The organism is Bdellovibrio bacteriovorus, assembly GCF_001592755.1.
Classification (GTDB): domain Bacteria; phylum Bdellovibrionota; class Bdellovibrionia; order Bdellovibrionales; family Bdellovibrionaceae; genus Bdellovibrio; species Bdellovibrio bacteriovorus_E.
The window spans coordinates 168,021-182,410 of record NZ_LUKF01000017.1 but is presented as its reverse complement, the minus strand read 5'-3'; the positions used below and the strand labels follow the sequence as shown (position 1 = coordinate 182,410).

Sequence of the window (14,390 nt, the reverse complement as noted above, 5' to 3'; positions counted from 1 at the left end):
AAGCAGGTACTTTTTTACTCGATGTTGGGATCGGCTTGGCAGCGCAGTGGCAATTGATCGTCAGGGAGTTTTGAGTACTGCTCCCCGTTTACCGTGTGAACGTAGATCGAATTGGTTTTTGCGCCTTGAGCGATAGGTTGACCCAATGTCAGGATCACGCGGTCGCCGGTCTTAGCTAAACCGTGAGTGACCATCAATTGGTCGATCTGACTTAAGATGTCTTCCATCGTTTTATAAGGCTTAATCACGTGAGTCTGAATGCCCCACATCAGCTCCATGGAATTTAAAACTTCCATATGCTGAGTGACTGAAATCACGCGCGCTTTAGGACGGAATCCCGAGATGATGTTTGCGGTTTTGCCTGACGTTGTTAAGCAGACAATGGCCGTCGCATTCAGTTTTAAAGCACTCAAAGAAGCACTGGCTGCGATAGAAGCTGGTGTACTGAGGAATTCACTTTCAAGCGAAAGCTTGTAGTACTCTTCCTCGTTGCGTTCCACTTCCGTGATAATCTCATGCATCGTGCGAATACACTTAAACGGATACTTACCGCTGGCAGATTCCGCCGAAAGCATCAAAGCATCAGAACCATCTAAAACAGCGTTCGCAACGTCCGTGATTTCCGCTCTGGTGGGACGAGGATTTTCAACCATGCTGTCGAGCATTTGAGTCGCAGTGATCACCGGTCTACCCAATTGGTTGCACACTTGAATAATGCGTTTTTGGAAACCAGGAAGACGGCTTTGCCCTACTTCCACCGCCAAGTCACCGCGTGCGACCATGACGACGTCACTCAAACGGCAGATTTCTTCTAGATTCTCTAGAGCTTCCACCATTTCAATTTTCGCAACGATCTTGGCATTGGATTTTCTTGATTCAATAATTTCACGAAGTTTACGAATGTCTCTGGCGTGACGCACGAAACTCAAAGCGATGTAATCCACTTTGTTTGCAATACCGAATTCCAGATCTTCAAGATCTTTCGGCGTCATACATTCTACGGGCAGATTTACGCCCGGAAGATTCATTCCTTTACGGTCTTTCAGAATGCCACCATAAACCACTTCAGCATCGACTTCATTGCCACGCACTTTCAAAACTTTAAGTTCCATCAAGCCGTCATCAAGAAGAATGCGTGTCCCGGGAGAGCACGCCAAAGGAAGTTCTTTAAAATCAGAAGGAATAAGACCGGTTGTTCCCAAAACAGCATCCGTGGTGATAATCAACTGTTCACCCGGCTTGATTTCGATAGAGCCTTTTTCAAATTTACCCACGCGAATTTTCGGACCTTGAAGATCCTGCAAAATGGCAACGGGAGCTCTTAATTCTTGGGTTAGTTTTCGCAGTGAATGAATCACTTTAAGGTGATCTTCATGACTGCCGTGGGAAAAATTAAGGCGAGCCACGTTCATGCCCGCCTTAATTGCTTTTGCTAAGTTCTTTTCATCACGAGTAGATGGCCCGATAGTGGCCACAATTTTTGCGCGACGATCTGCTAACATTTTATTACGCCTTCCTGCTATATGAACTCATCTTCACAGATAAGTTTTGCATATCCTCCTGGTGGCGTCTATTCATTCTATCTAATTGATCTTGATGAGACTCGTTGAGTTGAGCTAGCTTTGCCTCGTACTTCATCGACAAAGACTCTTTTTCCATTTTTACGGCTTTTTCACGCTCACCGGAACGAGTGGAATAAAGATTTTCCAGGCGTTTGATTTCCCGGTCATTGCTATCTTTCAACTGAGCTAATTTGTCCTCATAGGACTTGATCGTCTGCTCAAGCTTCGAGTTAAAACCGGCTTCCATATTTCTAAAGCGCTCGGTCATAACTTTATTGGTCGCCGTCTGATCACTCACCGTTTTTTCACGGTACGTGTCCATACGATCCAAATAATTCGATTTTACGACGTCCAAAGAATCCGTATAGTAGCGCTCCATATCTTCCGAACGCTTGTTCGTCAGATCTAGAACCTTTTTAACGCGGCCTTCCGCATTGTTAGAGATCTGGGTCACCTGATCTTTATGCTGTTGAATCAAGGTTTCACGTTCTTCGCGGTGACGAGCATTCGCCATAGTCGCTTGAGATTTGCTTTCCCGATCCGCATTTCTTAAAAGCTTGCGGTTCTCGTTCAAAACTTTGCCTATTCTATCGTCATTCAGATCTTTCATCTGATCGACGGCATCCTGTCTTTGCTGATCCACAAGATCAAAACGTTTTTCGTAGGATTCCGTAAGATTACGACGCTCTAAACCACGAAGTCTTTCGTTTTTAGAAATCTCATTATTTAATTTACTATTAAGACGCTGGATTTGGCTGTCGCGAGAGCGAACTTGCGAATTCACTCGCTCATTCACAGAATCACGGAATGATTGATTTTGATCATCCATAGTCTCGGTTTTATTAGCCAGCGCATTTTCGTACTTCCCGCGGATCGCTTCGCGCTCTCCCTCAAGGATCATTTGTTTCATTTCTAAGTTGTCAGCGTACTCAGCATTTTTATTAGCGACCGTGTCTGAATACTTCTGTGACCATCGAGAATTATCGGCTTCTCTTTGGCGCTCGCTTTGACGAAGACGAGATTCATAAGACTTACGCATCTCATTGGTATTTCTATGCTGAGCGCGTAAAGACTCGTTATAGCCTGCCTGCATCGCATCTTTTTCTTTTTCATGAGACGCGTTTAATTTACGGGCATTATTGTGAACCGTTTGTTGTGCTTTAAGTCGGTTCTCTTCAGACATTTGCGCAAAACGCTCGTCTCGTTGAGCCACTTCGTTATTCATCTGGCCAACAAGGTTTTCTTTTTGGGATTCCGTGATCTCTTTTTGCTTACGAAGTGTTCCTTCATAAGCCGATCTTTGCTCTTCTCGCGCGTTGTAAGCATCTTCCATCTTATTGCGCAAAGATTCGCGATAAGTCTGACGTACTTCATCAATCTTACGATTATTTTCAAAATCTCTATCACTCAAGGTTTCACGACTGCGCTCTTTAAGTTCCGCAATGCGACCTTCATAATTATCAGTGATATTACGAATTTCTTCGTGATGACGTTGCTCCAAACGCTTGATTTCAGCGTTCCGGCGTTTAGCATTTTCCGATTCACGGTTCTCATACTCTTCACGAGTTTGGCGAATCTTGTCATCCTGACGTGCGCGATCCGAAGATGAAATAGAAGACATCCTTATCCTCCCAGACCACAGATTAACATTAGTCTTTGGAAGAAACTTCTATTCAGCAGTGTCGTATTTTAAAAACAGGACCGGAGTCTAGCGCTCAAAGACCCTTTGATGGTAAAGACGCTTCATTTCCTGGCGTTCCGCCTCGATGCGGGCCTTACGAGCCTGCTCGGCGCGCTCTTTTTGCTTCTCAGAGGCGATCTCCCGCTCGACGACGTTTTTATAAATCAAAGCGCTTTTTTCAGTTAAATCACCCCAGTTTTCGCGCAAATGCGAAACCATGGCGATAAAATCTTTCTTAGATCCCTCGTACATGGAATTCCAAAGAGGAAGATGCGATTTCATGTCGACAGGTTGAATCATTCCGTAATCAGTTTGACCTTTGGAGTTCACTCCGGAAATCCAAAACTCAAATCCTTCCGGTAAATTCAACGTCTTGCCATCACGAAGAGTCACCGACAAGGTGGCATCCATATTACGAATCAGAACTTTACTTCCCTGATCAACCACGAAGTACTGACCTTGAGTGGCCTTCAAAGTTCCATAAAGAGTTTCTAGTTCCACGTTTTTAGATTTCTCCATCCAGACAGCACCGTTGACAAAACGCCACTGATCCGGAGCCAGACGAACCAATGTTGAACCATCTTTAGCATGAATCCTTAAGCTTTCACTTGAATAGTGCAAAGCCTTCCCCGTCACCTGCAAGGCGCAAGTTTCTTTGGACTTTAAACACTCTGAAGGCTGTTGAAGAACATCCCCGGAAGCACGCACTCGCACTTCCATTTGAAAAGCCATGATGAAAATGAGGACACGGAAGAGCTTCTTCATTTGTATTCTACACTCTGCGCTAGTTTACGGGCCTGCTTTTTAAGATCCTCATTTTTGAAATTCTTAAAAACGGTTTTATAGATTTCAGAAGCTTCTTCACTCTGATTATTGAACTCACTGATCTGCCCCATTCTTAAAAGAATAAAGCCCGTCAGTTCATGCTGCGGAAACAGCGTCACCATAGAGTCAATTTGGGAAAGGCTGTTGCGGAAGTCTTTTTTAAGGAAATAACTTTCAGCAATAAAAAAGTGCGACTCGACCACGTGCTGAGAAAGCGGATACTTATCTAGAAGTTTATTAAACTCCCCAATCGCCTTCTCATAGTCTTGATTGTTAAAGTATTTCTTTCCCTTTTCAAAGAAAACTCCGGAAAGATCCAAGGAGTCTTCACTGGCCGGAGATCTGACCACGGAAGAAAGATTTTCAAGCTCATACTTTGCTTGAAGTTTTTTATCATCAGGAAGAACTTGAGCTACGGTTTGTTGAAAGTCCTTCAACTGATAACTTAAAAGAGAGTTGTTGAATTTCTCTTTTTCCACCTGTTTCTGCAGATGTGCGAGCTTTAATTCATACTGTTCGTGACCATTGAAGTAGCCCACAAAAGAGGCGTACGCCCCCAGGATACCCACTGTCAGTGACAAGCAAAAAACTATGAAAAAAGCGTTTTGATTCTTCATGTCTCACTTATCGGCAAAAACCGATAAAAATTGAGACTGAAAGACCTCGTATTATTTTGAGACTGCCTTCTGGTCGTAAGTATAGACGACTTCCGCATCCAGATCTTTCCACTGACCGCGGGACTCTATCTTTGGAGCCACGCGCCCCTTCATCACCATGAGCTTTTTAGACTCATGCGAGTACCAGAGATAAACCGGATCCACAAGCGCCGCGATCACAAAGCTTGTCGGCTTCATACGAAGCTCCATCCACTTTTCACCGCCTTTGTCGGTATCACCCATTTTTTTCAAAGTGAAACCCACCGTCTCTAAGCGGTCCCAAACGGCAAAACGCACATCAAGTTCTTTGCCTGAAGAAAGTACATCCCAGTTTTCTTTCACCACCGCATTGAAGTTCGCCGTTGAAAGTAAAAGGCCTTTCAATTTTTCATCGGCGGTTTTCTTTTTGCCATTTGCTCCGGTGTATTCGAAATGAATCTTATCGCCTGCGACGGTGAATTTTCCTTTTTCTGAGGTTTGAGGCCGCTCGATTTCATAACTCTTCACTTGGGCGCCTTGAATCACACCTTGTTCCCTGACGACGGTTTTACCAGTTAAATCTTTGTAAACAGCTTCGCTGTGAATACCGCCGTCACTTTCTGATAGTTGTACTTCTAACGTGTAAAGTTTTTTCGTTTGTTCGGATTTCAAATCATAAAGATTCGCTGTAGAAACAGTTTGAGCAAATCCCACGAAAGGCAGTAACAACGCGACAAGCAGGCTCATGAGTCTTCTCCTGGATATTTGTCTAACAATATTAGATGTCATCTAAAAATGGAAAGCTGATCCTTAACATTCAGAAATTTTCCGCGTCACATCTAGACCCCTCTTCTTATTCGACGCATTTAGCTTGACGATTTTTGGGGCGAATTCTAGTTTGAATCCTTCGATTAAGGAACCGTGGTACATGAATAAAGCGCAATTGGTCGAACTTGTAGCTGAAAAAACCAAGTCGACAAAAAGTCAATCTGAACAGATTCTCGACGCCACCCTCAAAGTGATTCAGGAAGCACTCAAAAAAGGTGATGAAGTAAAACTTGTCGGTTTTGGCACGTTCTCGCGCAGCGCCCGAAAACCCCGCCAAGGCAGAAATCCAAAAACCGGCGAAACGGTTAAAATTCCCAGTGCCTATGTTCCCCGTTTCAAACCAGGCAAAGACCTAAAAGACGCTCTAAACTAAGCCCGAAAATTCAGGTCGGTCCTGCAGCTTACACCAACCACTCAAGCCCGACTTCCAGATGTACTGTTCCCCCTGAACCTTCTTGGCTGTCAGCATAGCGCGCAGCTCGCGCACCGAATAGGGGCCTTCTTGCACTAAAGATTTTCCCGACTCTGAAGAACTCAGCAGAACCCACTCTTTTTCATCTTCGATAACATCTTGTCCCGGCCTGAAAACCTGAACGGCTGGAAAAAGAGAACGTTCAAATTCCGCGAATTCACAAGCGGCCTTCCACTCCCCCAAACTGTCGTTGCATACAAGATCATAGGGACCCACGTCTCCACGATGGATCAACGCGCGCATTTCCTGCAGTGATAAAGGACCTTGAGGCTTTAAATCTTTGTTGTAAAACCACGAGTTGCTTTTCATAACTTTTCCTTCTTGCTGTGAAACAGAGTCGGCAAACTTTCTATCACTTCCAACATATCATAGTACGCGACTTGAAAATGCTTGCTATCAACGGGCTTCGACAAAAAATGCCGAAGCGTCGTCGTTGACACCATCTTCTTACGATACCCATTATAAAGTCTTTCACCCAACATGCCACCCAGCAATTGGGCCGCTATCATATAGCTCCATTTTTTGCGAGGCTTGGCCTGCAAGCGATGACCGGGCACTCCGGTGATGACCATCAATTCATGCATTTTCTGAGCAAGGGCTAACTGCAAAGCTTCTTTTCCTAATTCGGAAGGTCCGCGTGTGGCTAAGCTTGCTTTAATGTCCGCAATTGTATCTGTTTTTCTTTTATGGTTGATAATCTTCGATCCGAAATACGCGGTTCCTTCAAGCCAGATCAAACTCAGAAAATCTGATGGAACATCCATCAGTATCTTAGTCATCGCACTGCTTTGAGCATGAATGTAGCGCATCGCTAAAGAAGCCGCGTGATTGACTGTCGCCCTTGCAAGATAAGCGGCTTTGATCTCGGGTAGATAAAATGACATTCCCTCTCCGATCATAGCTTCGATCCAGCGCAAAGTTTTTACGTCGTAAGATTCCCGCGCTTGCATCCAGAATGAGCTGTCTCGAGCCGTGTACACAGAAAGTGCGTCGACAGAAACATTCAACCCCAACTCGTCAGCGATGATTTTAACATAACGCCCGACGTGATCTGTGTAGTCCAACTGTTCATCATCCTCGTCGTCGTCGTCGTCTTCGTCTTCATCTCTCAAGCCCAGATCATAAGTTTGCTCTAGGTACATAAGATAATTCTGCCATTTTACCCAAGGCGGAACACTCATCAGGCAAAAAATATTCTGCGAAAGACGCACCAAATCCGTAGAGGCCTCTAACTCCTTATTCAAAAGCTGAAAGTAAATAGATTCGGAGTTCTGAAAGATACGCAGAATTTTTTTAGCAAAAGGCTTCCCTATAATTTTCGTCACTTCTTCAGGGATATGAGGTGCAGCTAAATGCAAATCTCCGTAGATAACGAAAACCAAATGATCAGGAAACTCTTGCACGAGCTCGGCGATCTTTTTTCCAGCAAAGACATCGCGAGACTTTAAGGTCATCGCCGTTCTTTTTTTGTAGCTTTTATTCAGGCCCCGAACGGAAATCTTATGTTTCTGAGCCCAGCGCATTAAAGGTCGATAGTGTTCCCAAGGAAATCCCCACTTGGATTGCCACTGCACGGACTTCAAAAATTCTTTTTCCGAAATTTTTCCCGAAAGATATTTATCGATTTTTTCTTGATCGGCGGCCTCGAAAAACTCCACCGCCAGCACGACTTTGCGCCCCTTAGGCAGGCTGCGCAGAATTCTCAATTGCGCCTTTTGCGACTGATGAAGTGCGTGAAAATCCCCCATCATAACGACTTGAGATTGCGACACTTGCTCCCAAAGTGCTTCTTTATTAGACGCCGTCCATTTCTTGAGAAACTCTTTATTATAAGTCTTATGGTAGCGCATCAACTCAGGTGTGTCCTCGCCCAGTCTATGGCGAACCTGACGTTGCATTTGGAGATAAAGCTCTTTGCGGATGCGAATCCACTTCTGTAAGTCGTTCAATGCTGTCTTCCTTGATAGCGTGCTTCCGATTTTTACATAATTTTGATTGATTTCAAACACGAATCTACGTTTCAATGAGAGCATGAAAAATACAGCATCTAGCAAAAAGAAGTTTTTGAATCTTGCCCTGATTGCCACTTTGATCGCCATCGGCGTGCATCTTTACCTAACTCTTCACTATTATGGCTTGAAATACGGAACTGCTGAGGGTGGTTCAGTCTGTAACATCAACGAAGTTCTTAACTGTGACGCGGTAACGGCGAGCAAGTACTCGGCTCTTTTCGGAGTTCCGGTAGCTCTTTGGGGTGTGGTCGCAAACATCGTGCTTCTTTACTTCTTGGCGGTGACTCGCTTTAACATGGTTCAAGATCAAGCGAAGACATCCCGCTACGCTTTCTTGTTCTCGGGAATCACGATCATCGGCACTCTGGTTATGGCGGCGATCTCATTGTCCTTCATGAGCAACTTGTGCATCTTTTGTATTGGCGCTTATATTCTTTCCATCATCGGATTCATCGGAATCTGGTTGGGTGCTGAGGACCTTTCAGTCGCGAACCTTACAGATGACGTGAAAGACATTTTTACGACAGAAAAATGGGTGGGCGGGTTCTTGCTTGCGATCCCCGCTTTCGCCTTCCTTGGAAACATTATGTATCTTGAAAGCCATGGTCTTTCAGATATAGAAAAAATGGCCAAAGAAAAAGTCGCTTATTGGTCAGCAGCTCCGCAACAGACTTTCGATCTTTCTGCGGGTTTGACTTTGCAAAAAGGCTCTTCCGAACCAGTCATGACTATTGTTGAGTTTGCGGACTTCCGTTGCCCCCACTGTAAACACGCAGCCCCTACTCTTCATGCTTTCGCCAACAGCCATCCGGATGTGAAGCTGGTTTTCAAACCCTTCCCCCTTGATGGAACTTGCAACGAAGCGATTCGTGGCGGTGGCGATGGCATCTCTTGCGGACTGGCATCAGCAGTGATGTGTGCTGAAAAAATGGGTCAAAAAGGTTGGGCAGCCCACGATTACTTCTTCGACCAACAAGAAGAAATCATCCGTGCAGGCAACTTGGATAAAAATCTTGAAGATGTTTCTAAGGCAACCGGCCTGGCTCTTGAGGAGTTAAAAACTTGCGTGAAGGATCCAGCAACAGCGGAACTCATCCGTAAAATGGCTAAAGAGGGCGAAACAGCGCAGATCCAAGGAACACCGACAGTTTTTGCTAATGGTAAACTTTTAAGTGGCGGACAATTAATCCCTATTTTGGAAGCGGCTTATAGAAGCTTAAAGTAATAGTTTAAAACCCTATGGATTCGGCGAGCCAGTTTGCAAGTTTGCCGAATCCATCATCAAAGACCAAGAAGCTTGTCTTTGCCAGGCCGTGGACGATATCCATCCAGAAGGCCAAAATAATGATTCCCAACACAGCAAACCACATGGCTTTCACCACGTAGATGGTGGAACGCACGTCTTGAACACGCAAGTCCCCTTGAATTTTCTCAACTATTTTAAGAACATACTGAAGCTCTCTAAAGTGCTCTTTGAATTTTTCACGCAGCTCTTGCTGCTTTGCACGCGTTAAAGAATTGATCCCCGGGAAACTTCTTTTGGCTTTGATTGCATAAATCAAGTCCACTGAGTGATGAATATAACGTGTTACTTTAGATTTGAAATTGGGGTATTCGGAAGGCTTCTCAAGAAAGTCTTTCAGCTCTTCGATGGCGCGGTCATAGCGTTCATCCAATACCCAAGTCAGAATATTATAACGAATCGAATCTGGCTTTCCGAAATCGGCTTTATCCACACCCACGTCAAAAAACGCGGTCTCTTCTTGTTTTTTTGTTTCAGCAACAGCGTTGCCTTCTTTGGGTACGGGTAATGCCATGAAATCCTTTTCGGATAAAACCCCAATTCATTGAAGCTTTCTTTATATTACCAAGGTCTAGTCTTATCGACCTAAGTTTGACGAGTCCTGTTTCATCTTGAGATTATGTAGCAAAGGCTACCTAGACTTCATGGAGGAGGGCTATGGAAACCGACTTTCAGACTGCTATTTTAGGACATTTAGACTTCGAAAACCCTCAGAAGACTGTGGGGCAAATTCCTTTGCCTGATGAGCTTCCAAAGCGCAACGATTACAGTCATCTTCCCAAAGAGATTCTAAAATCCTCGACGGTGGAAAATCTTATTTCCCAAAATGAAGACTTGATGGCGCGCCTCAAAGTCGCTCTTCGTCGTCTTTCGCTACTGGAAAGCGAAAACCAAAGAATGACAGAAGAGACCGGCAAAGCCCGTCTTGCACAATCTTCTATCACCGATCAGATTCTGGTTTGGAAAGAAAAAGACAATCTGTGGAGACAGAAGGTTGATTCCCTTGAGCGAGAAAAAGAAATCCACACGGAAAAAATGCGCGCCCTGCAAGAAAAACTGCAAAACATGGGGGCCGAACTTTCTCGTCATGTGAAATACCATGATCGTATCAAAAATCAGGTGAAGCCTTACATCTCTCAACTGAAGGAATATTCTCGCACGCAAGATTTGAAACTTGCAGAGACGGAAAGCTCTTTAGCTCAAAAAGAAGCTCAACTTCGTGACCTTCGTCACCAGATTATCGAAGTGACAAAAAATTCTCGTTACCAAGTCGAAGCTTCCGAGAAAAAAGCTCAAGAAATGGTTCAATTCTATGAGTCTCAGATTCAAAGCTTGAGCCGCGAAGTTCAGCAGCTTCATCAGATTCAAGAAGAACTTGAAGTTAAAACTTTAAAGCTACACACCGCTTTAGAGCGTCAGGACACTTTAGAAAACGAAGTTGTGACACTTCGCCGCACTAAAGAAGACATGAAAGAGCGTTTGGAAAATGAGATCGAACGCCAGCATGAACGCATCAGCGAATTGACCAAACAGAATCAAAAGCTGGGTGTCGAGCATGCGGATCTACAGATTCGTGTCGTGGAAGACCAAGAGCGCATCCAAAAATTGGAAAAAGAAAACTTCCAATATATGGAGCAGCTAGAAAGTCTGCGCTACATGTGGAATGCCAAGAATGAAGAAGCAGAAAAACTCAAGGCTGCGGCCGCTGCACTAGAGCGGATCAACCTTGAGCTCAGTCAGAAGCTCAACGAGCTGCGTAAACAGGACGGGCTCTAGAAACTTTGTAGAGCCCCTTCGATACTTTCATGAACCTCAAGGTTCGCACACTCTGAAAAACTGAAAAGACGCTGGAAATCCGGGTTCAAACCCGCGATTTTCGCGTTCAACTTTTTATTGCAATTCAAATCATTCAGCACATTGAACAAGTTTTGAATGCCCGAAGAGCCCACAAAACTTAGATTTTTCATGCAGAACACCACTTTTTTATCAGAAAAGTTTTGTAAGCACGCTTGTTTAAAAGATTGAGTTTTTTCAATCTCAATACGACCGCTTAAAGACACGATGGCAATATCCCCGTCGAGCACGAGTTTTACTTGCATGAAAGACCTCACGTTAAATCACTGTGCTCACTTGTCGGCGGTATTTTCTGACATTTTGAGTCCAAAAAGAGGCTGGGAATCAGGATTTTCTAACTCGACAAACGCCTAACTGGTCCCTACACTACTTTGGTGCTTCAGAGCTGGATCTTCTTGTTTTTATTCTTATTTGTGACCGTTTTCACGGGCACACCTCTATGGGCGGCCGAACCCACGGCGAAGATCCATGGCATCTTAATCAATGCAGATAGCATGTTCCGAGATACCGAAAAAGAAACTGCGGAATTAGAAGGCAATGTCCAGATTGTTTACCAAGGACAACACATTCGCGCCGACCGCGCTCGCGTCCTTCTGCGATCCCGTCAGGTGGAACTTTTTGGCAATGTTGAAATCATGGATGCAAAGAACACCATCGTCGGTGATCAGGTGTATCTGGATTATGAAAACAATACGGGTGTGATTTATAACGGCTACGTGCAATCCGGCTCCATCACATTCTCGGGGACGGTCTTACAAAAAACCGGCGAATCCGATTACGTAGTTTCTTCTGCCGACTACACGGCTTGTACGAACTGTCCCTCGACGTGGAGTTTTTCAGGAACAACGGTGCGCGCGGAATTAGGTGGCTATGCATATATCAAAAACGCCGTTTTGCGTTTTGGTCATCTCCCCGTCTTTTGGTTTCCTTACCTCATCGTTCCCTTAAAGAGTGATCGCCAATCAGGATTATTAACACCCACCTTTGAAGCATCCGACACGGGTGGTTTTGCGATTTCTCTTCCCTACTTCTGGGCGATTTCTCGCAGCAGCGATGCAACGATAGAACTTAAAGACTACTCAAAGCGTGGCATGAAGGGTTTGCTAGAGTATCGCTACATGTTGAACGAAAATTCTGAAGGTACTTTGAACTTCGGAAGCCTTTTCGACAAAGCCTTCGCCGATGACGATCGCTTAAATCTGTATCGTCCTTTGAGCGAAAAAAACGATCCCATCGAGCGTTACTTCGTCAGATACAGTCACTATCTAGAAATGCCTGACGGTGGGGTTCACCGCGCACAGATCAACTACGCAAGTGACCTCCAATACCCTAAGGACTTCCCGACGGAGACTTTAAATCACGGTGATTCCGCGATGGAAAATCGTGTGTCTTACACGAAAAACACTGAAGATCAGCACATGAGTATCGACAGTTCCTACTACGTGAACTTGCTGCACGGAGATCCTTTGGCCGGCAACAATGATGCCGTTCACCGCATCCCTGAACTTCGCTGGGCCCACACTCAGCAAAACATCGGCGATAGCAATTTCATTTATGCTTTTGATCTCGACGTTGTGAACTTCACTCGTTCAGGCAACGCTTATGACGATATGACGACACAGACTTCGGGCGATACCACTGTGCGCTTTCCAAAGAACAGCTGTAACGATCCGAAGTGGGAAGACAACCCCGCGTGTAAGCGCGTGTACGATGGCTCCTTTGACCCTAGTGTGGACTTGATCCGCACCGGGCAACGTATCGACTTTGAACCGACGGTCTATTACCCGATTAAGCTTGCTGACGGTTTGGATTTAGTTCCCGCCGCGGCCTATCGTGAGACTCATTATAACTTCAATATTGAAGACAACTCGCACATTGTTCGTCGTTATCTTCGCGCCGAGATTGCCGCAAGATTAAGTCTAAGCCGCGTTTATGGCGACACAGTCAGCTCTAAAGCCACGCGCTATAAACATGAAATTATTCCTGAAGTTACTTACAGCAATCTTCCTTGGTTTACTCAAGATGACAGTCCTTTCTTTGGTAAAGGCTCTGTCACGGATGCACCTTATTCTGCGCGTGATAGTATCACTGACTTAGATATCGCTAGCGACTACAGCGTGCAATTTGACTATAATGACCGCGTCTATGACCGCAATCTTGTAACGATGGCTCTTACAAACAAGGTCACGGAAAAACGTTGGGTGGGTGATCGTCCTGAATACCGTCAAATTGGTTATCTAAAGCTAGCGCAGTCTTACGATGCCTCTCAACAAAACCGAGGTGGCAGCATCTATGAGCCTTGGTCTGACTTAACGGCCACACTGGATGTGCGTTTAGATCGCTTTCAAACATATTCTATCTTTAACTACTTCCCTTATCAGAACGTGACGAACGCATCGTCTCGTGTGCGCTTGATGAATGATCTTGGTCAATTCTTTCAAGTGCAATTGACTCGTCAGTATAAGATCACTCCGGGGCAAGCTGTCGACACGAGCGCTCGTCAAGAGGACTACACATTCTCTGCCGGCTTTGTTTCAAAGTATGTGAACCTGATGGGTAAATTCGTTTACGACGCCAACTGGGCCGACCGCAGCTCGGGCGATCAAATCAAGTCTTGGGCTTACATCGCCCAATTGAAACCACCGGGAGACTGTCTTTTAGTTACATTCATTCATGACCAAGTCACCGGTGGTGATACGAACTTCAAGTTGAATTTTGAGTTCACGTTCGACGGTGTGCCGAAACCACCGCTTCCACCGGAAACACTAGACACTTACGGATTCTAGTTCTTAGTTTAAAGAATAAAAAAAAGGCTGAGGGTTCTCAGCCTTTTTTATTTAGAATTCAGATATTCAATTTAGAAATCCAGAATAGTTTTAGAAAGCATCACGCCATCAACTTTTCCCTCTTGGAATCGAGGAACGATGGCAAAATCAGGAGCTTGCTGCATTTTCGGCTCTTGATTCATTTTTACCAGACCGTAAGCGATCCCCGCATACAATCCCAGCGAAGCACCTTTAGCGACATTATTCCAGCTTTCACTAGGCTTATCTTCAACCGCAAGACTCATCACTCCCACAGCCGCTCCACCTAAAGTTCCCCACGCACAGCTTTTTAAAAAGTCACGAAGGCCTTCGGCTTGGGCGGTTTGAAACTGACAAAGAAGAGCGATGATGAAAATAATTTTACGCATACCTCATTGTCGCTTGCGATCAGGG

Annotated in this window: 14 protein-coding genes; 4 read left to right on the top strand and 10 right to left on the bottom strand. The window is 45.0% G+C overall.

Annotated features, from left to right (window positions below; all coding sequences use genetic code 11):
- Nucleotides 1-14: 14 nt before the first annotated feature.
- From pyk to AZI85_RS13285, 5 genes are all read right to left on the bottom strand, one after another.
- A complete protein-coding gene (pyk, locus tag AZI85_RS13305) occupies nt 15-1,502 on the bottom strand; it encodes a pyruvate kinase (RefSeq protein ID WP_063244531.1) in 1,488 nt (495 codons plus the stop codon).
- A gap of 4 nt (nt 1,503-1,506) precedes the next feature.
- Nucleotides 1,507-3,183: a hypothetical protein gene (locus AZI85_RS13300; RefSeq protein WP_063244530.1), complete on the bottom strand. Its 1,677-nt coding sequence runs from the start codon at nt 3,181-3,183 to the stop codon at nt 1,507-1,509.
- Between the two features lie 87 nt (nt 3,184-3,270).
- Complete coding sequence (locus tag AZI85_RS13295; RefSeq protein ID WP_063244529.1) at nt 3,271-4,008, bottom strand: hypothetical protein; 738 nt, start codon at nt 4,006-4,008, stop codon at nt 3,271-3,273.
- Nucleotides 4,005-4,685, bottom strand: coding sequence for an outer membrane protein assembly factor BamD (locus AZI85_RS13290; RefSeq protein WP_063244528.1), 681 nt, complete (start codon nt 4,683-4,685; stop codon nt 4,005-4,007). The genes AZI85_RS13295 and AZI85_RS13290 overlap by 4 nt, the downstream gene beginning before the upstream one ends.
- Nucleotides 4,686-4,736: 51 nt before the next feature.
- Entirely contained in the window at nt 4,737-5,450 is a 714-nt protein-coding gene (locus tag AZI85_RS13285) for a hypothetical protein (RefSeq protein WP_063244527.1), read from the bottom strand.
- Nucleotides 5,451-5,631: 181 nt separating this feature from the next.
- Between AZI85_RS13285 and AZI85_RS13280 the strand changes: the two genes are divergently transcribed.
- Nucleotides 5,632-5,904, top strand: a complete 273-nt coding sequence (locus AZI85_RS13280; protein WP_063207049.1) for an HU family DNA-binding protein — start codon at nt 5,632-5,634, stop codon at nt 5,902-5,904.
- Here the strand turns inward: AZI85_RS13280 and AZI85_RS13275 are convergent.
- A complete protein-coding gene (locus tag AZI85_RS13275; RefSeq protein ID WP_063244526.1) occupies nt 5,896-6,312 on the bottom strand; it encodes a DUF4339 domain-containing protein in 417 nt (138 codons plus the stop codon). The genes AZI85_RS13280 and AZI85_RS13275 overlap by 9 nt on opposite strands.
- On the bottom strand, nt 6,309-7,952 hold the full coding sequence (locus AZI85_RS13270) for a ChaN family lipoprotein (RefSeq protein WP_253720987.1): 1,644 nt from the start codon (nt 7,950-7,952) through the stop codon (nt 6,309-6,311). The genes AZI85_RS13275 and AZI85_RS13270 overlap by 4 nt, the downstream gene beginning before the upstream one ends.
- 82 nt (nt 7,953-8,034) lie before the next feature.
- On the opposite strand from AZI85_RS13270, the gene AZI85_RS13265 reads away from it, so the two are divergent.
- Nucleotides 8,035-9,240: a DsbA family protein gene (locus AZI85_RS13265; protein ID WP_063244525.1), complete on the top strand. Its 1,206-nt coding sequence runs from the start codon at nt 8,035-8,037 to the stop codon at nt 9,238-9,240.
- Between the two features lie 4 nt (nt 9,241-9,244).
- On the opposite strand, the gene AZI85_RS13260 is transcribed toward AZI85_RS13265, so the two are convergent.
- Entirely contained in the window at nt 9,245-9,832 is a 588-nt protein-coding gene (locus AZI85_RS13260) for a hypothetical protein (protein ID WP_063244524.1), read from the bottom strand.
- 143 nt (nt 9,833-9,975) lie between these two features.
- On the opposite strand from AZI85_RS13260, the gene AZI85_RS13255 reads away from it, so the two are divergent.
- The gene (locus AZI85_RS13255) at nt 9,976-11,094 is read left to right on the top strand and encodes a hypothetical protein (protein WP_063244523.1); all 1,119 of its coding nucleotides are present in this window, start codon (nt 9,976-9,978) and stop codon (nt 11,092-11,094) included.
- On the opposite strand, the gene AZI85_RS13250 is transcribed toward AZI85_RS13255, so the two are convergent.
- Nucleotides 11,091-11,417 carry an STAS domain-containing protein gene (locus AZI85_RS13250; protein ID WP_063244522.1) on the bottom strand — a complete coding sequence of 109 codons (327 nt, stop codon included), beginning with the start codon at nt 11,415-11,417 and terminating at the stop codon, nt 11,091-11,093. The genes AZI85_RS13255 and AZI85_RS13250 overlap by 4 nt on opposite strands.
- Nucleotides 11,418-11,567: 150 nt before the next feature.
- On the opposite strand from AZI85_RS13250, the gene AZI85_RS13245 reads away from it, so the two are divergent.
- Nucleotides 11,568-13,958 carry an LPS-assembly protein LptD gene (locus AZI85_RS13245; RefSeq protein WP_253720986.1) on the top strand — a complete coding sequence of 797 codons (2,391 nt, stop codon included), beginning with the start codon at nt 11,568-11,570 and terminating at the stop codon, nt 13,956-13,958.
- Between the two features lie 71 nt (nt 13,959-14,029).
- On the opposite strand, the gene AZI85_RS13240 is transcribed toward AZI85_RS13245, so the two are convergent.
- Nucleotides 14,030-14,365: a hypothetical protein gene (locus tag AZI85_RS13240; protein WP_063244520.1), complete on the bottom strand. Its 336-nt coding sequence runs from the start codon at nt 14,363-14,365 to the stop codon at nt 14,030-14,032.
- Nucleotides 14,366-14,390 lie beyond the last annotated feature (25 nt).